This is a genomic window from Dactylosporangium fulvum (assembly GCF_025137375.1).
Lineage (GTDB): Bacteria > Actinomycetota > Actinomycetes > Mycobacteriales > Micromonosporaceae > Dactylosporangium > Dactylosporangium fulvum.
On sequence record NZ_CP073720.1, the window covers coordinates 3,061,080 to 3,084,065 of the forward strand.

Genomic DNA, 22,986 nt, shown 5'->3' on the forward strand with positions numbered 1-22,986 from the left:
CCGTGTGCCGCCGGCCTCAGGTCAGGTGGAGCGTGGTGCGGCCGGGCAGGAGGGTGAGCGCGATCTCCAGGTGCGCGATGCCGTGCCGCTGGACGACGGCACAGCGCAGCGGGGCGCCCGTCACGGTGGGGATCGGGGAGTCGCCGAGGGGGATCAGGATCGCGGCGTCCTCCAGGGGGAGCTCGGTGTCGATGTGGAGCAGGCCCGGCCCGGGCCGCAGCGTGACGCCACGGCGGGCGCGTTCCCACGCGCCGATCCGCGCCGCGGTCCACCACCGCAGGCCCAGCGAGCGGCCGAGCTCGACGATCGCGGTGGCCGCCCGGCGGGTCTCGGGGGACAGGCGCATGTTGGCGCCGTGGAACAGGCAGTGCAGGACGCCGTGGTGCGCCAGCACCTGGCCGAGCACGGCCTCCGCGATCGGCGGCTGGATCGTCCACGCCAGGTCCTGGAAGTGCAGCGGCAGCATGAGGACCGGGAGCGCGCCGAGCGGATACGCGACGTGGCAGGTACCGAACGGGAAGCCCACGTTGCCCTGCGTGCCCGGGCCGCGGGATCCGTCGACGAGGATCCCCATGGCCGAACACCAGCGGTAGAAGTCGTCCCAGCCCTGCCAGCGCAGGTAGTGGTTCTTGTTCGTGGTGACGGGACCGCCGGCGGCGCGGGCCCAGGCGAGCTGGGCGGCCAGTTCGGCCTCGGTGAAGCCGCGGCCGGGGGAGTGCGCGTCGAAGTGCAGGCCGAGCTCGTGTCCCTCGGCCGTGATCCGGGCGATGGTCTCCGGCGACAGCGCCGGACCGCCGCCCGGCGCCGGCGGCAGGAGGCACCACGTCGCTGCGGTACCGCACTGTGCGAACGTCTCGAGCGCCACCGCCGCGTCCGGGTCGGCGTTGCCGTCCGTGTCGTGTGACAGGTGCCCGATCGCGGGCACGCCGGCAGGCCAGTAGCCCAGCCACGGCAGTGTCGCGGCCGGTGCGAGCCACCACAGCGTGCGCAGCAGCACGTGCCGCCACAGGTCGGCGTGCGGGCGGTGGAAGTAGGGCGCCACCGCGTCCGGCGGCCACGCGTGCGCGAAGCCGGGCTCGAACACCTCGCCGGCCGGCAGGGCACGGTCCTGCTCGTAGGAGAGGGCGATCCCGTCGTCGACCTTGAGCACCCCGTCGTCGACCGGGGACGTGCCGTCCGAGGGCGGCACGCCGTCGGCGACCACCGGCCACCCCTGTTGGATGCGGACCACCGACTGGCACAGGTCGGCCCCGATCACCATGACGGTGCCGGCGCCCACCCGGCGTACGGTGACCGCCGCGCTGCCGTCGTCCCAGCGCGCGACGACGGAGGCCGCGGCGGCCGGCGCCATGCGGACACCGCCGAAGGCGCGCAGTGGCACGTCGGGCGGGGTGCCCCAGGCGGGAGCGGGGGCGAAGACGACGCGTCCCTCGGCGACCGGGGCGGTGACGCGGACCGCGGCCAGTTCGGCGAGCGGGCCGGGGTCGCCGAGGACGAGCAGGCGGCCGCCGCGGCCGAGCCACGGCTGGAGCACGCCGGCGTCGGTGTTGACGGCGGCGGTGACCACGAGGACCGCGAAGCGCGGGTCGGGTGCGGGCACAACCTCGTACGGCAGGCCCGCATGGGCGAGGATCTCGGTCAGGTAGCCGGGGAACGCCGGCTCGGCGCCGCCCTGGACGGGATCCAGGACGACGCCGAGCGGCTGAGCGAAATCGGTCACGGTGTCCATCTCATGAGCGAGGCGCCGCTACCCCAGTAGACCCGGCCCGACGAGTCGAACGCGATGGTCCGGTAGTAGCTGCCGCCGACGTTGGCGAGGGTGGTGAGGCCGTCGGTGGCCGGGTCGATGCGGAACAGCAACCCGCCGGTCGTTCCGTAGACCAGGCCGTCGGGGCCGGTGGCGAGCGCCAGCGGCGATCCGAGGGGGAACGCGCCCAGCTGCGTCACGGCCCGGGTGGCCGGGTTGAACGAGAACCACTTGCCGTCCGAGGTGACCCCGTAGACCTTCCCGTTGCCGCCGGTGGCGAGCGAGAAGATCCAGGTCGAGCCGGGCACCGGGACGGTGGAGTGCACGACCGACGAGCTGGCCTCGTCGAAGACGAGCAGCTTGGCGTCGCCGGTGGCGAACACGCCGTCGCCGTGGGTGGTGCTGCCGACGTAGATCTCGCCCTGCCCGGCCGCGAGCGCGAACAGGTTGTGGTCGCCGGCGAGGTGCCGCCAGGACTGGGACTGGTAGGTGACCGGGTCGATCCGGGTGAGTGCGCCGCCGAGCTGGCCGTAGGCGGCCCCCGAGGCGAGGTACAGCTTGCCGGTCGAGCCCTTGACGAAGTCCCACGGGCGGTACTGCTGGTCCCCGAACTGGCCGAGGTCGCGCGGGTTGCCACCGGCGGCGGAGTCCGGGTTCCACGGCTGGGCGGGGTCGTAGGCGGTGACGACGTTGAAGGTGTACGACCCCATGAAGAGCTTGTCCGACGTGGACGTCATCGACAGGATCTCACCCGTGCGGCCCTTCGCGACCGGTCCCAGCACCGTTGTGGTCCCGGTGCCGGGGTCGGTGCGGAACAGTGCGTTGGTCTCGTAGGTGCCGCCGTAGATCTTGCCGTCGGGACCGGTCTCCAGCGCGGTGATGGTGGTCGGGGAGCCGGGCAGGGTGAGCTGCTGCCGCACGACCTCGCCGGTGCGCGGGTTGACCCGGCCGTACACACCCTTGTTGCCGATGCCGGTCAGCCACTGCTCGCCGCCGACGCGCAGCTCGTTGAGATGACCGGAGACCCAGTCGGCGTCGCTGATCCGGGTGCACGCCTTGGTGGCGAGGTTGTACCGGATGACGCCGTACGTGGAGCCGATGCAGGTGCCGACCGCCCACGCCTCGTGTCCGGACTTGGGCAGCACCGTGTAGCCGGCCAGCTCCGGCACCTCACCGAGAAACTTCGGTTGCTGCCACGGCGGGGTGTTCAGGTTGAACCGCAGCACCCGGGTGTCCGGGGTGACCATCTGGACGAGCAGGTCGTTGCCGACGACCGCGGCGTTGTAGCCGAAGGAGTAGCCCGCGTACTGCTGCGGCAGGATGTCGGTCTTCCGGCCGGTCCGCACGTCGAGGATCGTGGCGAAGGCGGGAGTGCCGCCGCCGACGAACAGCCGCCTCCCGGGCAGCGGCACGAGTGCCTTGGCGTACATGTGGTCCGGGACGACCACACCGAGGTCGCGCAGGGCGCTGGTCTTCTGGTCGTATTCGAACACCTTGCCCGACGGGTAGGTGCCCAGGTAGAGCTTGCCCCAGGGGGCGGCGGTGATGCCGAAGAAGAAGGTGTGGCCGATGCCGGTCTCGGGTGACGTGGCGACGATGCCGAGCTGCTCCGTCTTCGGGTCGTAGCGCCACAGGTGGGCGCGGCCGTCGCCGCTCTGGGTGGCCAGGTACACGCGGTCGTCGGAGCCGAGCACGGTGTGGTAGCCGCCCCACGAGCCGGTCATGGTCAGCTGCTTGACGAGCGCGCCGGTGCGGGCGTCGACGGCGAAGAACGTGACGCCCGGGGAGCTGGCGACGTAGGTGCTGCCGTAGAGCATGGGGTTGCCGCGCTTGTCGCGGCCCTGGACGCTGTCGAGGATCAGGTAGTCGGAGATCGGGATGCCGAGGTTCTCGACGGTACCGACGACGGCCTGGCTCGCCGCCGGCGCTGCCGCCGCGGGCGGTGCGGCGAGACCGGCGGCCACAAGGGTGCCGGTGACCACCACGCCCAGGCGGCGCAAGAGGGTCCTGTTCAACGGTGCTCCTATCGCAGCGTTACGAAGAGCAGGGGATGGAACGACGGATCGCCGGAGCGCTGCCCGGCCATGAGCATGCTGACGCCGTGCCCGGGCGGGGTCCGGCTGCCGGAGCGGGCCTGCAGGAGGTTGGGCCAGTAGGCGGCCGAGACGCCGGGCACGGTGTGCCGGTCCAGGCGCCAGTCGCGGCCGTTGCGGCTGGTCGCCACGACCAGGTCGGCGCCGTCGGAGCTGAGCACGACCAGCGTTCCGTCCGGCCGCGCGACGATTTGGCTGTGGTTGTCCAGCGGGCCGACCGGCACCGGGGAGCCGGCCGCGCCGCGCTGGTAGTAGAGCGTGCCGACGCCGTCGTCCCGCCGGTAGAAGACCGCGTGCACGGTGCCGTGGACGTCGACGGTGAGGTCGGAGGCGTCGACCCAGTTGCGGTCGCCGTCGGGAGCCGGATTCCGGGTCAGGTATCCACCGGCGAAGGTCCGCCCGCCGTCGGTGGAGTGCCACAGGGTGGCGCCGTCGAGGTAGGCCGAGTTGGGCGTACCGAGTACGTACTGGCTGAACGACAGGTGGACGTCGCCGGCGTGCTTGCCGGGCTGGACCCGTGGGTAGAGCCAGGCGCGCCCGGCCGGCGGGGTGCCGATCCGGGTGCTGTGCACATCGCGCCCGGTGCGGGTGTCGAACTGGTTGAGGTACAGGTCCCAGCCGTCGACGGCGTAGGCGCTGTAGAGGTAGCGCCCGTCGCGGGAGACGGCGAGCCCCTGGTAGTAGCGTTCCGTGCTGCCGGTGCGCACGGTGTGGTCGGTGAACCGGGTGAAGTCGACCGACCCGTCGCGCAGCCGGGCGTCGAACTGGAGCCGGATCGCGTAGACGGAGGCCATGTCGTCGCCGGGCTTCGGCGCCACCCCCGGGAACGCCTCGGCGCCGGTGTAGCAGGCGACGTGCAGGTGCAGCCGCCCGGCACCGTCGACCAGCAACCCGACCGGCTGGTACACGTGGCCGGGCAGCCGTACCGCCTCGGTCCAGTTCTGGCTGTCCCGGGATTTCCACACCCGTGCCTGCCACGGGTATTCGGCGCCGGCGCCGTCCAGGGTGGCGGCGTAGTACCAGCGCCCGTCGAAGACGACCTTGGGTATCTGTGCGCCCCAGGTGGGGACGACGTTGGTGACGCGCAGGGCGTCGGAGACGATGGACGTGCGCAGCCTGGCTTCGGTTCGGGCGAAGGCCGGCGATCCGGTGGCCACGGCCGCCGCGGCGGCGCCGAGGCTGAGTATGACCACGCGCCGGGAAACTGGTTTGACTGCCATGTATCGACGCTAGTCACCCGGGCTCGGGTGCTGGGGCGCCGTCATTGCGGTGCGACGGCCGGAAAGTTGCGCTGTCGCGCTCAGTCGGAGTACTGGCGCCGGTATTCGGTGGGTGTGACGTTGAATGTGCGTTTGAAGAGGACCCGGAAGCGCTTGGGGGAGCAGTATCCGACCCGGTCGGCGATGGCCTCGACCGGAAGTTTGGTCTGCGCCAGCAGTTGCCGCGCGTGGTGCATGCGCACGCCGGTGAGGTAGCGCAGGAACGTCGTGCCGAGCTCACGCTGGAACAGGTGGCTGATGTAGAAGGGGCTTACGTAGACCGTGCTGGCCACGGTGGACAGCCGCAGATCCTCGGCGTAATGGTCGCGGATGTACTGCTCGACCATGGCGAGCACGTGCCGCCCGGGCGACTGCGGCGCCTGGACCTCGACGATGCGCGGGAGCAGCTGCCCCAGCCACAGCATCAGGTAGGACCGCTCGTGGATCTCGAACATCTCCAGCAGCTCGTCGAGGGCGAGCCGGTCGAAGGCGTCGACCCAGTCGGCCGACCCGTCGGCGAGGCGGCGCTTCCCGGCCACGTCGAGGGCGTAGAGCAGCTCGGCGCCGATCCAGCGCCGCAGCACGTCCGGGGTGACACCCTCCACCAGCGCCACCCGGTCGATCCAGCGCCGCAGCGCGTCGACGGCGCCGCTGGCGTCGCCTTCGCGGATACAGCGGGCCAGGTCACCTTCGACCCGTTCCGGTAGCGCGGCCGCGCCCGCGCTGTTGTGGTCGTCGAAGAGATAGAGGCGGTTGCCGCCGCCGACGAGCTTGCGCTCGACGGCGCGCACCGCCTCGCTGGTGGCGGTCTCCAGCCGCGCCGGTCCCGCGTGCGGGTTGCTGACGCTGATGGTGACCGCGACGTCGGTCTCCGCGCTGACGGCGGCGAGCAGGCTGTCGGCGTACTCCTTGGCGGCGGCCATGAGCCGGCCGCGATCGTCGCCGGCGAGGGTGACGATCCACGAGTCGGGTGGCACCAGGGCGAGCCGGGCGCCGGCGGGCAATAGGGACTCGGCGTGTTTCCGGGCCATGGAGACCTGGTCGGCGGCCCAGTCGTCGCCTCGGGCGAGCCGGTTGACCTCAAAGTCGTCGATATCTGCGAGGACCGCGACGAGCAGGCCGGGGCCGGCGTCGTCGAAAACTGTCACGGGTTGACCTAGGACGGTGCCGAATCGGGACATCGTGCCTCCGGCAGGTAGAGCAGGTCCGAGGTGGTACAGCGCAATCTCGCGCCCTCGGAGTTCAGTTGCCAGCTGATATACCACAAGTGGGTCTTCCGAGAAAGGGTGTCATATGGATCTTGCCCAGCTGCGCGGCGCGCTCAACGGCGTGCTCGCCTTCGCTCCGACGTTCTTCCGCACCGGTGGTGAGCTGGACCTGGACGCCCTCGCGCGGCACGTCGACCGGCTCGCGGACAGCGGTGTCTGCGGCGTGGTGGTCGCCGGCGGGGTCGGCGAGTTCTACGCGCTCGACGACGGCGAGCTGCGCGATCTGGTCGCCGTGGCCGTCGACGCGGCGTCGGGCCGGACACCGGTGCTGGCCGGGGTCGGCCACGCCACCGACCGCGCCGCACAGCAGGCACGGCTCGCGGCCGGCGCGGGTGCGGCCGGGCTCATGGTCAACCCGTTCTACTTCATCCGGCCGGAGCCGGCCGGGATCATCGAGCACTGCCGGCGGCTGGGCGAGGCCAGCGGGCTGGGCCTGATGATGTTCAGCACCCGGGACGCGGCCTACGACGTGCCGGCACTCCAGGCACTGTCCGAAGTGGACGCCGTGGTGGCGGTCAAGGACGAGTTCGGCGACCTCGACCTGTTCGCCGAGTGCGTGCGGGAACTGGGCGACCGGTACGTCTGGATCAACGGCATGGCCGAGATCCCGGCCGTCGAGTATGCCGCGCGCGGCGCGGTCGTCATGACGTCGGGCATCGTCAACCTCGACCCCGCCCTGGCCCTGCGGATCTGGGACGCGGCCGAGCGCGGCGACGCCGACACGCACCGGCGGCTCATGGCCGAACGGGTCGCGCCGATCGCCGCGCTGCGGACCGCCCGGCCGGGCTACCACATCACGGTGATCAAGGAGGCGCTGAGCCTGCTCGGCACCGGGACGGCCACGGTCCGGCCGCCGCTGGTGCCGCTGCGCCCGGACGAACGCGCGATGCTGCGGGAGCACCTGACCCGCACCGGGTTCCCCGACCGGGCCAGCGCATGATCGACCATCACGTCCGGTTCGGCCCCGAAGACATGGGCGCCACCGACGCCGACGAACTGATCCGGCTGCTCGACGCCCACGGGGTGGAACGCGCCGTCCTCGGGCCGGTCGGGCGGTGGGTCGCGGTGGACAACCGGGAGGGCAACGAGGCCCTGTCGGCCGCGATCCGTCGCCATCCCGACCGGCTGCTCGGCTACGCCTGTGTCAACCCGTGGTACGGCATCCGTGCCGTCGACGAGCTGCGCCGCGCGCTCGACGCCGGGCTGTGCGGGCTGAAGCTGGAACCGGCCCGGCAGGGACTGCGACTGCTCGACCCGCAACTCGTGCCGGTCCTGGGTGCCGCCGCGCATCGGGGGGTTCCGGTCTACGTCGTCACGGGGGTGCCGATAGCGGCCGAACCGTTGCAGCTCACCGAGCTGGCCCGGCGCTGGCCCGGCCTCACCTTCGTGATGGGCCGGTCCGGCCGCACCGACTTCAGCACGGACCTGATCCCGGCGCTCGCCGCGGTGCCGAACATCGTGGCCGAAACCGCCTACAACGGCCCCGGCGACCTGCGCCGCATCGCCGACGCCATCGGCGCGCACCGGGTCGTCTTCGCCGGCGACCTGCCCGCCAACGACCTGGGCCTGGAACTGGCCCGGGTCGCCCGCACCGGGCTGACCCTGGGGAGTTTGTTCCCATGATTCTCGACATGCACACGCACCTGCCCGCCGAGGACTCCCCGGCCTGGCGCTCCTGGCGCCAGGAGAACGTCCTGGCGGCGATGGATGCCAACGGCGTGCACCGCGCGGTGGTGATGACCCTGGACGGGTTCTTCCGCGACACCCGGCGCGCCAACGACATCGTCGCCCGGGCCTGTGCCGGTTCGGGCGGTCGCCTGATCCCGTTCGGCACCGTCGACCCGCATCAGGCCGGGGCCGCCGACGAACTGCGGCGCTGCGCGCGGGAACTGGGGTGCCGGGCCGTCAAACTGCACCCGTGGCTGCAGGGCTTCTCACCCCTGGACGCCGCCATGGACCCGGTTGCCGAGGCCGCCGCCGAGACCGGCCTGCCGCTGGTGTTCCACGACGGCACGCCACCCTACTCCTCGCCGCTGCAGATCGCCGCGCTCGCGGAACGGTTCCCCGCCGTGTCCGTGGTGCTGGCCCACGGCGGCCTGTTCGACCTGTGGCGCGACGCGGCCGCCGCCGTCCTGCGCCACCCCAACGTGCACGTGACCCTCTGCGGTACCGCACCGCTGGGCATCTTCCGGCAACTGCTGGCGCTCACCGGAACCGCTCGGGTGAGCATCGGCACGGACAGCGGCTACGGCGACCCGGATCTGGCCCGGCACCGGCTCGCCGTGCACCGGCTGCTGCTGGACGAGCTGGACGGGCCCGCGGCCGCCGCGATCGGGCACCGCAACGCCGAACGACTGCTGGGACTGGACCAGTGATGGACACGTCTGCCTGGATCTACCCCTGGGACGTCGCCGACCACGGCACGTCCGCGCTGTCCCCGGTGGTGCGCGACGCCGGCCTGTCCGCCGTCAACGTCGCCGTCAGCTACCACAGCCTCTTCGCCACCGTTCCCGACAACCCGCGCCGCCATCTCGTCGAGCTGCCCCGCGGCATGGTCTACTACCGGCCCGATCCGGCGCACTGGCGCGACAGCGCCGTCAAGCCCCGGGTGTCGGCCTGGGTCGACGAGCTCGGTGACGCGCTCACCCTCGGCCGGGAGCTGGCCGAGCGGGCCGGCTGCGGGCTCACCGCCTGGACCGTCTGTCTGCACAACAGCCTCGGCCGCCGCCACCCGGAACTGGCCCTGCGCACCGTCTGGGGTGACGTCGTGACCGCGGCGCTCTGCGTGCGCAACCCCGCGGTGCGGGCGTATGCGGCCGCCCTGGTCGCGGACGTCGGCGCCTGGGCCGACCGGGTGCAGCTCGAGTCGGCGCACTGGATGCCGCTGCCGCACCACCCGCACGTCAAGCTCGCCCTGCCGCACCCCGTCAACCTGGGCATGATCGCGCAGCTCTGCTTCTGCGACCACTGCCGCGCGGCGGGAGAGGCCGCCGGGGTCGACGTCGGTGCGCTGGCCGGCGCGCTGCGGCGGCGCTGGGAGCGCTGCTACGAGACACCGGTGCTGGAGCCGCTGTCCACCGAGGAGGGCTACGAGGCGTACCAGGCGGTGCGGGTCCAGGCGGTGACCTCGCTCGTGGCCGAACTGGTGGAGCGCAGCCCGGTGCCGGTCGAGTTCGTCACCTTCGGGGACCGGGCCGCCACCGGGGTGCACCTGGCCGACATCGAGCGGGCCGGGGCGGCGGTCCGGGCGCTCGCCTACGGCCCCGCCGAGCGGGTCAAGGAGATCCGCGCGGCGGAGGAGGCCGCCCCCGACCGGCCGCGGTCGCTGCATCTGGGGCTGTCGCTGCTGCCCGAGCACGTCACCGACCACGAGGCGTTCCTCGGGGCGGTCGACGCGGCCGGCACCGCGCCGTCGCTGTCCTTCTACCACCTGGGGCTCGTCGGCGCCGAGCGCCGTGCCTGGCCCGGGAGCGTGCGCCGTGGCTGACGCGGTGCGGGTGGTGCTGGCCGGGTGCGGTGACATCGCCACCACCGGCCATCTGCCGGCGCTGGAGCGCAGCGCCGACACTGTTCTGGTGGGGGTGCTCGACAACTCGGCCGAGCGGCGCGGCGTCACGGCGCGCCGCTACGGGGTGCCCGAGCTGGAGCGGCTCGACGACGCGGACGCCGACGCGGTGATCGTGGCGACCCCGCCGGAGGTGTCGCCGCACCTGACCACCCACGCGGTCGGGCTCGGGCTCGACGTGCTCTGCGAGAAGCCGATGGCGGTGGACCTGGCGTCCGCCGAACGGGTCCGCGATCTGGTGGCGGGCAGCGACCGGATCGTGCAGATCGGGTTGAAGAACCGGTTCTCGCCGCTGGTCCGGGCTGTGCGGCGGTGGCGGGACGAGGGGCGCATCGGCGGGCCGGTCGCCTTCACACTGGGCGGCTTCGACGAGGCGTACGACCCGTCCGACACCGTCCACACCGGACGGATCGGCCACTTCCTCGCCCACGGGCCGTCGTTCGTGCACGAGGGCGCGCATTTCGCCGACCATCTGGCGTACCTGTCCGGTGCGACGCCGGTCTCGGTGCAGGCGATCGGGGTGCGGTCGCGGGACAGCCTGCCGTCGGAAAACTTCGTCTCCGCCCTCGTCGGCTACGACAACGGCGACGTGGCGCGGCTGGAGATCGGCTGGCAGTTCCCGGTCTCCCCGGTCGGTGAGTTCCGTGCGCTCGGCCCGGACGGCATCGCCGTCGTCGACCGGCCGGGCCGCACCGCGACGCTGTTCACCCGGGACGGCAGCGAACAGGTGACGCTGGACAGGCCGTGGAACGATGTGTGTTTCGACGCCCAGCTCGCCCACTTCGTCGACTGCGTCCGCAACCGGGTCACCCCGGAGACCTCGGCGGCGGTCGGCGTCGAATCCCTGCGGCTCGGCCTGGCGGTCGTGACGGCGATGCGCACCGGGGAGGCGGTCACGTGGGACTGATGCGGGAACGGGTCTACGAGACGATCCTGCAGGACATCATCGCCGGGCGGCTCTCGCCCGGTGACCGCGTCACCGAGCGCGTGCTGGCCCGCAGCCTCGGCATCAGCACCACCCCGGTCAAGGAGGCCCTGCGCCGTCTGGAGAACGAGGGGTTCGTGTCGGCGGTGCCGCGCACCGGCGTGGTGGTCAAGGAGACCGCGCTGACCTCGGTGAGTGATGTGGTGGTGGCCCGTGCCTGGCTGGAGGGGCTGGCCGCGAGGCTGGTGGCGGAGCGGTTCGCCGGCGGCGGGCCGCCCGCCGGGCAGCGGGCGGAGCTCGCCGAGGTCGTGGGCGAGATGGGCCGCGCACCCGGGGAGGCCGGGCTGGACCTGGAGCTGGTGGTGACCACCAACGCCCGGTTCCACGACCTGATCCGCACCATGTCCGGCAACCGGCTCATCGGGCAGTTCGTCGGCGTCCTGCTGGGCGTGGACGGCGCGCTGCGCCGGCACCTGCTCACCGACGAGGCGGAGCTGCGGCGCGGCCTGGCCGAGCACCTCGCCGTCTACGAGGCGGTGTGCGCGGGCGATCCCGATCTGGCGGAGACCCGGATGCGCGAACACATTCTGCGTTCGGCCAGCCGGGTCGTCACCACCACGCGGCAGGAGGCCACGCCATGAGGACGTTGCTGGCGGAGCTGACCCGCGACGAGGCGGCGCGACGGGCCGCCGAGGCGGTGGCGGTGGTACCGGTGGGAGCGTGCGAGCAGCACGGGCCGCACCTGCCGGTCGGCACCGACCTGTTCGCGGTCGCGCACATCGCGCAACAGGCCGCCGTGCTGGCGGCGGGGACGGCGGACGTCATCGTGACACCACCGGTGCCGTTCGGCTATTCGCCGTACCATCTGCCCCACGGTCCGACGGTGACGCTGCGGACCAGCACCCTGCACGCGCTGCTGTACGACGTCTGCGACTCGCTGGTGCGGTCCGGGTTCCGGCGGGTGTTCCTGCTCAACGGGCACGGCGGCAACGCCGAGCTGATCGCGGTCGTGGCGCGCGAGGCGGGGGTGGACCTGGGCGTGCTCGTGGGCGCCGGCTCCTACTGGACGATGGCGTGGGACGCGCTGGAGCAGGCCGGCGCTCAGGAACGCGGGCGCCTGCCCGGCCACGCCGGTGCCTTCGAGACCTCACTGGTCGCCGCGCTGCGGCCGGACCTGGTGGTCTCCCCGCCGCGCGGACCGGACACCTTCACGCGCAACCCGCGCGGATTCGCCCGGCCGTACCTTGTGGAGGACCCGTTGGCGTGGGCCGGGGAAGGCTTCTCCGACAATCCCTCGGCGGCGTCCGCCGCGGACGGCGCGCGCTGGCTGGACCTCGCCGCCGGCGCGGTCGCACAGGCGCTGCAGGAGTTCGCCGCGCTCCCGCTCGGATGACAGGTGGCTGGAAGCCACCCGTCATCCTTGCCTTCGGTCAGGCCGTGGCGCCGAAGAAGGCGCGCCAGTTCTCGTGGATGATGGCGTCCTGCGCGTCCGGTGGCAGGATCGGCAGCGCGGTGCCGGCCACGATGTCGTTGACCCGCCGCAGCCCGGTGACGGTCTGCTCGACGGTGGCGCTCGGGAAGTCCGACGCCAGCAGCAGCTTGTGCGTCACCCCGTATTCGTGCGCGGTCACCATCGCCTGCCAGAACCGGTACGGGCGGTAGTGCAGCGCGGAGATGTCGGCCCAGACGTTCGGGGCCTTCCGGATCAGCGCGACGACGTCCTGCTCCCACGGATGCCCCATGTGCGCGATGATGACCCGTACCGACGGGAACCGCATCACCAGCGGCTCCAGCTGCAACGGCTGGGCATATTCCAGCCGGGCCGTGCTCGGGAACGTCGTGCCCTGGTGGATCAGCACCGGCAGGTCGAGCCGGGCGCACAGCTCGAAGACGGCCCAGTTCGCCGGGTCGCGCGGGTCCCAGTGCTGATAGGTCGGGCCCACCTTCAGCCCGCGCAACCCCAGGTCCTGCACGCAGCGCTCGAGCTCTGCCACCGCGCCGGGCTCGCCGGGGTTCACCGAGGCCCATCCCTCGAGCCTGTCCGGATGCTGCCGGACGTAGTCGGCGACGACGTCGTTGGGCACCCGGATGCCGGTGGGGCGGGCGTCGAGGCCGAACACGACCACCTTGTCGGCCTGCTGGGCGGCGGCCCAGTGCTCGGCCGGGGTGGAGTCGTAGCAGTGCAGGTCGAGGTGGGTCGCGTTGGTGAGGCCGCCGCTGCGTTGCAGCTTGACCAGCTTGGCGGCGAGGGCCTCCTGCGCGGTGGCCTCGGTGATGTGGTCCGGATACCACATGAGGTGGGTGTGCACGTCGACGATGGCCATGGCATCCCTGATTACCGGGTGTGGCGCGCGGCCGGAAGCTCCCGCCGGGACACAGGGCAATTCTGCGCCTCACGGCGCAATCTCCGGCCGGCATACGGTGTGGTCATGACGCTGCAGGACCATCCTGACTACCGGACGTTGCTCGAACGGCTCTTCGAGTGGCGCCGCGAGATCCTCAGCCGGATGGCCCGGTGGGACGAGTACGCGACGCTGCCCAGCTATCCCCGGCAGGACCTGGCCAAGGAACCGGGCGTGACGGTGCGCGTGGACAGCTTCCTCGGTACCCACAACACCGGCACCGTGACGGATGTGTACTTCCGTGTCGCCGACGCGGCTAAGGGCGTCTGCGAGACCGGGGCGATCCCGTTCCCGGTCGAGCCGGTCGACGAGCCGACGCTGGCCCGGCTGCGCAGCCGGTTCCCGCTCGCCGAGGTCGCCGGGGACGGCGACGACGTGAGCAGGGCGGTGCGGCTGCGCGACTGGATCAAGTCGCTGTTCCGCCACCTCACCCCGTTTCGGATGCCGGAGTGGAACGGCCTGCTGATCCTGGACCGGGGCTCGCGCGGCGTCGAGAACTTCATCTGCGTGCACTACTCCGTCGCGCTGGTGCAGTCGTGCCTGGCCGTCGGCATGCAGGCCCGCATGGTCAACCTGCACCGCGGCATCGCCGACAACTATGTGATCGGGGACGAAGCGGTCGCCGACCCGCCCGTCGACGAGCACGTGGTCGTCGAGGTGTGGAGCGCCGAGCTCGGCACATGGGTCATGATGGACACGGACTTCGACTGCCACTACGAGCGGGGCGGCGTCCCGATGTCCGCCTGGGACATCCACAACGCGTTCATCCACGGGGAGCTCGACGCCGTCGTGTGCCGGCGGGGGCCGCACTCCATGTCCTTCAACGCCTACGGGGAACGGCTGCCGGACGAGGACCGGTTCTTCGCCGAGACCCTGCCGTCGTACTACGCCCACGTCTCGGTGCTGATGCGCAACACGTTCCTGTCGGACCCGGACGGCCCGGTGACCGTCGCGCACCTCACCGACGCGAGGACCGCGCCGATCCTGTGGCACCGGGGATCGGACCTGCGGCTGCAGCCGCACCTGATGGGGCCGGTTGTCGTCGCCGGCCCCTACCAGGACACCACCCCGATCCTCACCGACGGCAACCTGCGCACGGGCTGGGCCTCGTCCGACGCGGAGACCGAACACTCCGTGGAGGTCACCCTGCCCGGGCCGCGGGTGCTGGGGCGGGTCGTGCTGCACTGGCCCGAGTACGCGCTGTACTACCGGGCGTCGGAGGAGTACCGGATCGAGGCCCGGATCGACGGAGCCTGGCGCACCGTGGCGGAGGCGACCCAGCCGGTCGAGGCACCCTATTCGCTGCACGACCTGGACGCGGTGGTGGCGACGGCGGTACGGGTGGTGCAGCCCGCCGGCGGCGGATTCCGGGAACACCCCAACCGGTTGTGGCTCAACCAGATCGAGCTCTACGCACCCCGGTCGGCGTGAGCCGGGTCAACAGCGTCGACGTCCGCACCGGGGCGTCGACCCCGACGGCGTACGTCGACAGCGACGCGGCCGAGGTCGACCGGGTGTGCCGGGCCGCCGCGGCGACGGCGGGCACGCTGGACGGCATCGGCCGAGCCGGGCGGGCCACGCTGCTGGAGCGGATGGCGCACACGCTCGACGACGACCGGGACGGCATCGTCGCGGTGGCCGACCGCGAGACCGGGCTCGGCCCGGCCCGGCTCAACACCGAACTGACCCGGACCTGCCTGCAACTGCGCCTGTTCGCGGAGGTGGTGACCGACGGCGGATACGTCGAGGCGGTCGTCGACGGGCCGGCCGACACCCCGATCGGCCCGCGCCCGGACCTGCGCCGGATGCTGGTTCCCGTCGGGCCGGTGGCGGTGTTCGGCGCGAGCAACTTCCCCCTGGCGTTCAGCGTCCCCGGCGGTGACACCGCGAGCGCGCTCGCAGCGGGCTGCCCGGTGGTGGTCAAGGCGCATCCGGCGCATCCGGCGACCTCGGGCCGGTGCCTTGCCGCCCTGCGCCGCGCGCTGCGCGACCTGGACCTGCCCGAGGAGATCGTGTCCCTCGTGTTCGGGCGGTCGGCGGGCCGGTGGCTGGTGGAGCATCCGCTGATCCAGGCGGTCGGCTTCACCGGTTCGACCGCGGGCGGGCGGGCCCTGTTCGACCTCGCGAACCGGCGCCCGTCGCCGATCCCGTTCCACGGTGAGCTGGGCAGCCTCAACCCGCTCGTGGTCACGCCCGGAGCCGCGGCCGGGCGCGGTGCCGGGATCGCGGCCGGGTACGCCGCCTCCGTCACGATGGGCATGGGCCAGTTCTGTACCAAGCCGGGCCTGCTCTTCCTGCCCGCGGGCGCGGCCGGCGACGCCGTGCTGGACCGGCTGGTCGACGAGCTGGAGCCCGTGGTTCCGGGCGTGCTGCTCAGCGCGGCCATCCGCGACGCGTACGCCGACGCCGTGGCCGGGTGGCGGGCGGACCCGCGGACGACCGTGGTGGCCGAGCGCGCCGCGTCGCCGGGGGCGGGTTTCACGGCCGGTGCGGTGGTCCTGTCGGTGGCCGCGGCCGAACTGGCGGACACCCTGCTGGAAGAGGTGTTCGGGCCGGCCGCGCTGGTGGTGCGGTACCGTGACACGGACGAGTTGTGCGCCACGCTGGGACGGCTGGGTGGCCAGCTGACCGCGACGGTGCACAGCGCGGAGGGGGAGCGGGAGCTGTTGACCCGCCTGCACGGCCTGCTGCGGGGCATCGCGGGACGGCTGATCTTCGACGGCTTTCCGACCGGCGTCGCCGTCGCGTGGGCGCAGCACCACGGCGGTCCGTATCCCGCCACGACCGCACCCGCCCACACCTCGGTCGGCGCCACGAGCATCCGGCGCTGGCTGCGCCCGGTCACCTACCAGAACGCGCCGGACTACCTGCTCCCGGAGGAACTGCGGGACGGGGACCGGACGGTTGTGCCCATGCGCCGGAACGGCAGCCTGGAGGCGACGGCGTAAAGCGCCTGTTGAGCGTCTTACCTTGACCGGCCGGTGTGCCGTCGCTTCGGCGGTAGTGGCATATGACGCATCGCATTGCCTTGACCGCCCATGAGTCACGATTATAGATTCCAACCAAGCGCTTGCTTGACCTTGGCCGCCCGATCGCGGGGCGGTCACTTCGTCCATCTTTCGAGCGGAGCTGCCGGTGCGCACGTTTGCCGAAGTGGTGCGGTCTCGAGCGAATGACGACCACGTGGGTCTGCGCTTCGGTGACCAGGACTGGACCTGGGCCGAAGTGGTACACGAGTCGGCGGTGCGGGCCGCCGCGCTCTCCCGCCTGCCCCGCAACGGCAGGCAGGTCCACGTCGGAGTGTTGCTGGAGAACGTGCCGGACTTCGTCTTCTGGATCGGCGCGGCCGCGCTGAGCGGGTCCGTCCTCATCGGCATCAATCCGACCCGTCGCGGCGCCGAGCTCGCCAACGACATCCGCCACACCGAGTGCGACGTGATCCTCACCGAGGATCGGCTGGCCGGTCTGCTCGACGGCATCGACCACGGGGTGCGGCCGGAGCACGTGATCAATGTGGACAGTGCGGGCTACCAGGACTGGCTGCGGCCGCACCGCGACGCCGTGCTGCCGACCGGCGATCCGGATCCGCGCGACATCCTGCTGCTGCTCTACAGCTCGGGGTCCACTGGCGCGCCGAAGGCGGTGATCTGCTCACAGGGGCGGCTGGGCGCCCTCGCGGTCGCCCTCGCCGAGCGGGCCGAGCTGACGCTCGATTCGGTGAGCTACCTGTGCATGCCACTGTTCCACGGCAACGCCATCATGCTGAACGTCGCCCCGTCGATGTACGTGGGCAACACGGTCGTCATGACCCGCAAGTTCTCCGCTTCCGGCTTCGTCCGGGACCTGCATCGGTACGGGCTCACGTACTTCAACTACGTGGGCCGGGCACTGAGCTACGTGCTTGCGGTACCCGAGGATCCGCGCGACCGGCGCAGCACCCTTCGCCTCGCGGTCGGCACCGAGGCGTCGCTGGCGGACGTGCGGCGGTTCAGCGAACGGTTCTCGTGCCGGGTGTCGGAGGGCTACGGATCCAGCGAAGGCGTGTTCCGGCTCAACCGGACGCCGGACTCGCCGGAGGACTCGCTCGGGCTGCCGGTCGGCGGCATGGACGTACGCGTGCTCAACGAGGACGGGTCGGAGTGCCCGCGCGCAGTGTGGGACGAGCACGGCCGCCTGCTCAACGCCGACGAGGCGATCGGTGAGATCGTGGCGATCGGCAAGGCGCCGGCGTTCGAGGGCTACTACAAGAACCCACAGGCGCAGGCCCAGCGTGTTCGGGGCGACGACTTCTGGACCGGCGATCTCGCCTACCGCGACGCGGACGGCTACTTCTACTTCGCCGGGCGCTCGTCGGACTGGCTGCGGGTGGACAGCGAGAACTTCGCAACCGCCCCGGTCGAGCGGATCCTGGAGCGATGGGGCCCGGTGGCGATCGCGCTCGTCTACGCGGTACCCGACCCGCGCACCGGCGACCAGGTGATGTGCGCCCTGCAACTGGTGCCGGACGCCGCCTTCGACCCCGCCGCGTTCGCCGGCTTCCTGAACGAGCAGGCCGACATGGGCACCAAGTGGCGGCCCAGGTTCGTGCGCATCCTGACCGAAGTGCCCACCACCGGCAACAACAAGGTGGCCAAGACGGTACTGCGCCGGGCGGCCTGGGTCACCGAGGACACGGTGTACTGGCGCGCCGGCAACGAACGCGAGTACCGGTTGCTCGACGGGCACCAGTGCGAGCGGTTGGCCGCCGAGTTCGTCGAACATGGGCGCGAGGCGCAGATCCCGTCCGCGCGCGACTCCCGGAAGGAATGAGCGGTGTTCCTGGAATACACGGACGAACAGACCCGACTGCGCCGGGAGTTGCGGGCGTACTTCGCACAGCTGCTGACCCCCGAGGTGCGCGAGGCGATCGGCGGCACGAACGAGGACCGCCCCGCCTACCGCGAGGTGGTCCGGCAGATGGGCCGCGACGGATGGCTCGGCCTCGGCTGGCCCACCGAGTACGGCGGGCAGGGCCGGCCCGCCGTCGACCAGTACATCCTCTTCGACGAGGTACAGCGGGCCGGGGCACCGTTCCCGTTCGTCACCATCAACAACATCGGGCCGACGATCCAGCGGTTCGGCACCGACGAGCAGAAGCGCAGGTACCTGCCCGGGATGCTCACCGGAGACATCCTGTTCGCGATCGGCTACACCGAGCCGGAGTCGGGCACCGATCTCGCCTCGCTCAAGACGCGGGCGGTGCTGGCCGGCGACGAGTGGGTCATCAACGGAACCAAGGTGTTCACCAGCGGCGCCTCGCAGTCGGACTACATCTGGCTGGCCTGCCGGACCGATCCGGACGCGCCCAGGCACCGCGGCATCTCCGTCGTCATCGTGTCCACCTCGGACCCCGGGTTCAGCTGCACCCCGATCGCCACCTCCGGACCCACCCACACCAACGTCACCTACTACAGCGACGTGCGGGCACCCCGGGAGAACCTGGTGGGCGAACTGCACGGCGGGTGGAAGCTGATCACCTCGCAACTGGGCCACGAACGGGTCGGCCTCGCCGCGTTCGGCGGACGCACCGAGCAGTTGTGGGAGGACGTGGCCGACTGGTGCCGCCAGGACCAGGGCGGTGGGCGACCCGTGGACCAGCCCTGGGTCCGGCACGACCTCGCCCGTACCTACGTGGAGATCGAGGCGATGCGGCTGCTCAACTGGAAGCTCGCGGTGCTGGACGAGGCGCAGAGCCCGGAGCCGGCGTCAGCGGCCGTGGCGAAGGTCTTCGGTACCGAGACACACGACCGGGTGTGCCGGACCCTGCTCGGTGCGGTCGGCCCGCTGGCGACCCGCCGGCCGGGGTCCGTGGGCGCGCCGCTGGACGGTCGGCTGGAGGCGCTCACCCGTGGCTCCTACATCAACACATTCGGCGGCGGCACGAACGAGGTGCTGCGTGACGTGATCGCCACGCGCGGCCTCGGAATGCCCCGGAAGGGTCGGTGACGTCGATGACCACCACGACAACCGCGACCGGCGAGGATGCGTTGTTCCAGGCGCTGCGGGCGTTCGTCGGGCAGGAGGCGACACCGGTGCGCCACGCCCAGGACCCGGTCAACCGCCCGATGATCCGCCACTTCGTCGAAGCGATGGATGACGAGAACCCGGTGTATCTCGACCCCGAGGCCGCCGCTGCGACCGGTCGGGACGGCATCGTGGCTCCACCGGCGATGCTGTCCACCTGGCTGATGGTGGGCTACCGGGCGCACCGGGCCGCCCGGTCCGGCCCGCCGGCGGACACCGCCATGGCGCGCATGCTCGCGATCCTGGACGAGGCCGGGTTCACCGGCGTCGTCGCCACGAACGACGAGCAGACCTATCATCGTGAGCTGCGTGAGGGCGACCAGCTCTCGATGCGCACGGTCATCGTCGAGATCTCACCCCGCAAGCAGACCGGCCTGGGGCCCGGCTACTTCATCACCACCGCACGCACCTACTTCGACCAGCACGAGGAAGTCGTGGCGGAACAGCGGTTCCGCATCCTGCGGTTCAGTCCCGCGGCGAGCAGACCGGTGGCCGAGCCGTCCCCTGCCGACCCTTCGCCTGCCGACCCGGCACAGCGGCCCAAGCCGCTCGTCACCCGCGACAACGAGTTCTGGTTCGCCGCCGCACGGCAGCGCCGGTTGGTGATCCAGGCATGCGACGCATGTGGCCGGTTGCGCCACCCACCGTCGCCGGCATGCCCGCACTGCCGGTCCTTCGACTGGCACGAGGTGACGGCGAGCGGCCGTGGCAGCGTGCACAGCTTCGTGGTCGGCCACCACCCGAAGGCACCGGGATTCGACTACCCGCTCACCGTCGTGCTGGTCGACCTCGAGGAAGGCACGCGCCTGGTCGCGGACTTCGCCGGGGAACCGGCCGAGGTGCACATCGGCATGCCGGTCGAGATCGACTGGCTGGCGTACGACGACGAGCTGACGCTGCCGCGCGTGCGCGCCCGGCGCGAGGAGGTGTGATGGACTTCGAGCTCACCGAAGGCCAGCTCGCGGTCCGTGAGGTCGCGGCGGACACGCTCGGCCGGCACGCGGATCCGCAGCGGCTCGCCGAGATCGAGGCCGGCACGGAGCGCTTCGACCGCCGGCTCTGGCGGGAACTTGCCGAGGCCGGGGTGCTCGGGCTCGGCGTGCCGGAGGAGTTCGGTGGCGCCGGGCTGGGGTTCGCGGAAACCGCCCTCGCGCTCATCGAGCAGGGGCGCCGGGTGTGCCTGGTGCCGCTGTGGGAGACGGCCGTCCTCGGCACGCTGGTGCTGGCCCGATACGGGACCGACAAGCAGCGGGCCGACTGGCTGCCGCGGGTCGCCGACGGCTCGGCCGTCATCACCGCCGCGTTGGAGAACCCGGGTGCGGCGCGGCCCTGGCTGCCGCCGCTCACGGCCGACGGTTCGGGCACCGCGTGGTCGGTGAGCGGCCAGGTGCTCTCGGTGCCGTACGGGCATGTCGCCGACGCCGTGGTGGTGCCGGCACGGGTGGGCTCGGGCGCAGTGGCGCTGTTCCTGGTCGCGTCCGATCAGACCGGGGTGCGGCGGCAGAGCTTCGAGCGTACCGATCGCGGGCGGTCGGCGGACCTGACCTTCGACTCGGCGCCGGCGCAACTGCTCGGCGCCGCCCCGGCGGAGGACGGCAAGGACGACGCGCTGGACTGGCTCCTGCAGCGCGCTTGGGTAGGGCTCGCCGCGATCCAGCTCGGCGTGAGTCAGGAATCGGTTCGCCAGACCGCGACGTACCTGTCCCAGCGGGAGCAGTTCGGTGTGCCGCTGGCGACCTTCCAGGCCGCCGCCCACCAGGCCGCCAACTGCCACATCGACACGCAGGCGATGGAGGTCACCTTCTGGAACGCACTGTGGCGACTGGAGACCGGCCGCCCGGCGGCGGCCGCGGCGCACGTGGCGAAGTGGTGGTCCGCCGACACCGGCGACCGGGTGGCCCGGGTGGTGCAGCACCTGCACGGCGGTATCGGTTCCGACGTCACCTACCCGATCCACCGCTACATGTTGTGGAGCAGCCAGCTGGCCAACACGCTCGGCTCGGCCGGCTGGCACCTGGAACAGATCGGCGCGCAGATCGCTGGAGGAACGGCATGAGCCACCCCACCCGTCGGGCCGACCAGGTCAGGGTCGGAGACAAACTGCCGGAACTGCGGCTGCCCATCACCCGCACGCTCATCGTCGCCGGTGCGCTGGCCACCCGTGACTTCGAGGACGTACACCACGACCCGGATCTGGCCATCGCTCGCGGCACTCCGGACATTTACATGAGCATCAACAATTCCAACGGTCTTGTCAGCCGCTACGTCACCGACTGGACCGGCCCGGGGGCGCGGCTCACCAGCCTGTCCACCCGACTCGGCGTGCCGAACTTCCCGGGCGGCGCGCTCACCATGGCCGGCGAAGTCACGGCTGTCGACGGGGATCTGGTCACCGTCACGGTGGCGGGAACGACTGGGACCGGCGCGCACGTGACCTCGACGGTGAGGGTCCGGCTGCCGCGGCAGCGGGAGGTGGAGTCGTGACGTCCGATTTTCTGTCCGGGAAAGCGGCGATCGCCGGCATCGGCGCGACGGAGTTCTCCAAGAACTCCGGCCGCAGCGAGCTCCGGCTTGCCGTCGAGGCGGTGCTCGCCGCGCTCGACGACGCGGGCCTGAGCCCGCAGGACGTCGACGGCATGACCACCTTCACCATGGACACCAACCCGGAAACCATGGTGGCCCGATCGCTGGGCATTCCCGAGCTCAAGTTCTTCAGCCGGATTCCGCACGGCGGGGGCGGGGCGTGCGCGCCGGTGCAGCAGGCGGCGATGGCGGTGGCCACCGGGATCGCCGATGTCGTCGTGGCGTACCGGGCCTTCAACGAGCGCTCCGGCGTGCGGTTCGGCCTCGGTCCGCCGCCGGGGAAGACCGCGGCCACGGCGGAGAACGAGTACCGGACCTGGGTCAATCCGTACGGCCTGCTCACCCCGGCGCAGCACACCGCCATGTTCGCCCGGCGCTATATGCACGCCTACGGCGCCACCAGCGAGGATTTCGGCCGGGTCGCGGTGACCGTCCGCAAGCACGCGGCCGCCAACCCCCGCGCGTGGTTCTACGGGAAGCCGATCACGCTCGCCGACCACCAGGCGTCGCGGTGGATCGCCGAGCCGCTGCGGTTGCTGGACTGCTGCCAGGAGACCGACGGTGGGCAGGCGATGGTCATCGTGAGCACCGAACGCGCCCGGACCCTTCGGCATCCGCCCGCGGTGATCACCGCGGCGGCCCAGGGCATCGGCCCCGATCAGTACTCCATGGTGAGCTACTACCGCGACGACCTGACCCGCATTCCCGAGGTGGAGCTGTGCGCCCGCCAGTTGTGGGCGCAATCGCACCTCGGGCCGCGCGACATCGACGCCGCGATTCTCTACGACCACTTCTCGCCGTACGTGCTCAACCAGCTGGAGGAGTACGGGTTCTGCGGCCGTGGTGAGGCGAAGGACTTCATCGCGGACGGCAACCTCGAGGTGGACGGGGCGTTGCCGACGAACACCCACGGCGGGCAGATCGGCGAGGGGTACCTGCACGGCACCAACGGCATCGCCGAGGGGGTGCGGCTGATCCGGGGTACCTCCACCACGCAGCCGGCCGACGTTGCCAACGTGCTGGTGACCGCCGGCGTCGGCGTGCCGACCAGCGCGTTGATCTTGTCCGTGGACCGCTGAGC

At 71.9% G+C, this 22,986-nt stretch carries 20 protein-coding genes; 15 read left to right on the forward strand and 5 right to left on the reverse strand.

The features are described from left to right. Positions 1 to 16: 16 nt before the first annotated feature. The 4 genes from Dfulv_RS14135 to Dfulv_RS14150 form a co-directional block, all read right to left on the reverse strand. Positions 17 to 1,720: a polysaccharide deacetylase family protein gene (locus tag Dfulv_RS14135; RefSeq protein WP_259863400.1), complete on the reverse strand. Its 1,704-nt coding sequence runs from the start codon at positions 1,718 to 1,720 to the stop codon at positions 17 to 19. Further along, positions 1,717 to 3,762, reverse strand: coding sequence for a ligand-binding sensor domain-containing protein (locus Dfulv_RS14140; RefSeq protein WP_259863401.1), 2,046 nt, complete (start codon positions 3,760 to 3,762; stop codon positions 1,717 to 1,719). The genes Dfulv_RS14135 and Dfulv_RS14140 overlap by 4 nt, the downstream gene beginning before the upstream one ends. An 8-nt stretch (positions 3,763 to 3,770) precedes the next feature. Then, positions 3,771 to 5,060, reverse strand: a complete 1,290-nt coding sequence (locus Dfulv_RS14145) for a hypothetical protein (RefSeq protein WP_259863402.1) — start codon at positions 5,058 to 5,060, stop codon at positions 3,771 to 3,773. An 80-nt stretch (positions 5,061 to 5,140) separates the two neighbouring features. Then, positions 5,141 to 6,247: a helix-turn-helix transcriptional regulator gene (locus Dfulv_RS14150; protein WP_259863403.1), complete on the reverse strand. Its 1,107-nt coding sequence runs from the start codon at positions 6,245 to 6,247 to the stop codon at positions 5,141 to 5,143. Positions 6,248 to 6,392: 145 nt separating this feature from the next. On the opposite strand from Dfulv_RS14150, the gene Dfulv_RS14155 reads away from it, so the two are divergent. The 7 genes from Dfulv_RS14155 to Dfulv_RS14185 are packed head-to-tail and all read left to right on the forward strand — an operon-like array spanning position 6,393 to position 12,250. After that, on the forward strand, positions 6,393 to 7,307 hold the full coding sequence (locus Dfulv_RS14155; protein WP_259863404.1) for a dihydrodipicolinate synthase family protein: 915 nt from the start codon (positions 6,393 to 6,395) through the stop codon (positions 7,305 to 7,307). Beyond that, positions 7,304 to 7,990, forward strand: coding sequence for an amidohydrolase family protein (locus Dfulv_RS14160; RefSeq protein ID WP_259863405.1), 687 nt, complete (start codon positions 7,304 to 7,306; stop codon positions 7,988 to 7,990). Before Dfulv_RS14155 ends, Dfulv_RS14160 begins: the two co-directional genes overlap by 4 nt. A gap of 8 nt (positions 7,991 to 7,998) precedes the next feature. Further along, positions 7,999 to 8,742, forward strand: coding sequence for an amidohydrolase family protein (locus Dfulv_RS14165; RefSeq protein WP_259863406.1), 744 nt, complete (start codon positions 7,999 to 8,001; stop codon positions 8,740 to 8,742). After that, positions 8,742 to 9,854 carry a hypothetical protein gene (locus tag Dfulv_RS14170; protein WP_259863407.1) on the forward strand — a complete coding sequence of 371 codons (1,113 nt, stop codon included), beginning with the start codon at positions 8,742 to 8,744 and terminating at the stop codon, positions 9,852 to 9,854. The genes Dfulv_RS14165 and Dfulv_RS14170 overlap by 1 nt, the downstream gene beginning before the upstream one ends. Then, positions 9,847 to 10,839 carry a Gfo/Idh/MocA family protein gene (locus Dfulv_RS14175; RefSeq protein WP_259863408.1) on the forward strand — a complete coding sequence of 331 codons (993 nt, stop codon included), beginning with the start codon at positions 9,847 to 9,849 and terminating at the stop codon, positions 10,837 to 10,839. The genes Dfulv_RS14170 and Dfulv_RS14175 overlap by 8 nt, the downstream gene beginning before the upstream one ends. Beyond that, positions 10,839 to 11,498: a GntR family transcriptional regulator gene (locus Dfulv_RS14180; protein WP_259867675.1), complete on the forward strand. Its 660-nt coding sequence runs from the start codon at positions 10,839 to 10,841 to the stop codon at positions 11,496 to 11,498. Before Dfulv_RS14175 ends, Dfulv_RS14180 begins: the two co-directional genes overlap by 1 nt. Further along, the gene (locus Dfulv_RS14185; RefSeq protein ID WP_259863409.1) at positions 11,495 to 12,250 is read left to right on the forward strand and encodes a creatininase family protein; all 756 of its coding nucleotides are present in this window, start codon (positions 11,495 to 11,497) and stop codon (positions 12,248 to 12,250) included. Before Dfulv_RS14180 ends, Dfulv_RS14185 begins: the two co-directional genes overlap by 4 nt. 37 nt (positions 12,251 to 12,287) lie before the next feature. Here Dfulv_RS14185 and Dfulv_RS14190 read toward each other — a convergent pair whose 3' ends face one another. Further along, entirely contained in the window at positions 12,288 to 13,181 is an 894-nt protein-coding gene (locus Dfulv_RS14190; RefSeq protein ID WP_259863410.1) for an amidohydrolase family protein, read from the reverse strand. 105 nt (positions 13,182 to 13,286) lie between these two features. Between Dfulv_RS14190 and Dfulv_RS14195 the strand changes: the two genes are divergently transcribed. The 8 genes from Dfulv_RS14195 (at position 13,287) to Dfulv_RS14230 (ending at position 22,984) form a co-directional block, all read left to right on the forward strand. Next, on the forward strand, positions 13,287 to 14,690 hold the full coding sequence (locus Dfulv_RS14195) for a galactose-binding domain-containing protein (protein WP_259863411.1): 1,404 nt from the start codon (positions 13,287 to 13,289) through the stop codon (positions 14,688 to 14,690). Next, the gene (locus Dfulv_RS14200) at positions 14,687 to 16,207 is read left to right on the forward strand and encodes an aldehyde dehydrogenase (NADP(+)) (RefSeq protein WP_259863413.1); all 1,521 of its coding nucleotides are present in this window, start codon (positions 14,687 to 14,689) and stop codon (positions 16,205 to 16,207) included. Before Dfulv_RS14195 ends, Dfulv_RS14200 begins: the two co-directional genes overlap by 4 nt. A gap of 235 nt (positions 16,208 to 16,442) precedes the next feature. Beyond that, on the forward strand, positions 16,443 to 18,068 hold the full coding sequence (locus Dfulv_RS14205) for an AMP-binding protein (protein WP_259863414.1): 1,626 nt from the start codon (positions 16,443 to 16,445) through the stop codon (positions 18,066 to 18,068). Between the two features lie 3 nt (positions 18,069 to 18,071). Then, positions 18,072 to 19,244, forward strand: coding sequence for an acyl-CoA dehydrogenase family protein (locus tag Dfulv_RS14210; RefSeq protein ID WP_259863416.1), 1,173 nt, complete (start codon positions 18,072 to 18,074; stop codon positions 19,242 to 19,244). 5 nt (positions 19,245 to 19,249) lie between these two features. Then, positions 19,250 to 20,254 carry a bifunctional MaoC family dehydratase N-terminal/OB-fold nucleic acid binding domain-containing protein gene (locus tag Dfulv_RS14215; protein ID WP_259863417.1) on the forward strand — a complete coding sequence of 335 codons (1,005 nt, stop codon included), beginning with the start codon at positions 19,250 to 19,252 and terminating at the stop codon, positions 20,252 to 20,254. After that, positions 20,254 to 21,378, forward strand: a complete 1,125-nt coding sequence (locus tag Dfulv_RS14220; RefSeq protein ID WP_259863419.1) for an acyl-CoA dehydrogenase family protein — start codon at positions 20,254 to 20,256, stop codon at positions 21,376 to 21,378. The genes Dfulv_RS14215 and Dfulv_RS14220 overlap by 1 nt, the downstream gene beginning before the upstream one ends. After that, positions 21,375 to 21,806: a hotdog family protein gene (locus Dfulv_RS14225; protein ID WP_259863420.1), complete on the forward strand. Its 432-nt coding sequence runs from the start codon at positions 21,375 to 21,377 to the stop codon at positions 21,804 to 21,806. The genes Dfulv_RS14220 and Dfulv_RS14225 overlap by 4 nt, the downstream gene beginning before the upstream one ends. Then, positions 21,803 to 22,984, forward strand: coding sequence for a lipid-transfer protein (locus Dfulv_RS14230; protein ID WP_259863421.1), 1,182 nt, complete (start codon positions 21,803 to 21,805; stop codon positions 22,982 to 22,984). The genes Dfulv_RS14225 and Dfulv_RS14230 overlap by 4 nt, the downstream gene beginning before the upstream one ends. Positions 22,985 to 22,986 lie beyond the last annotated feature (2 nt).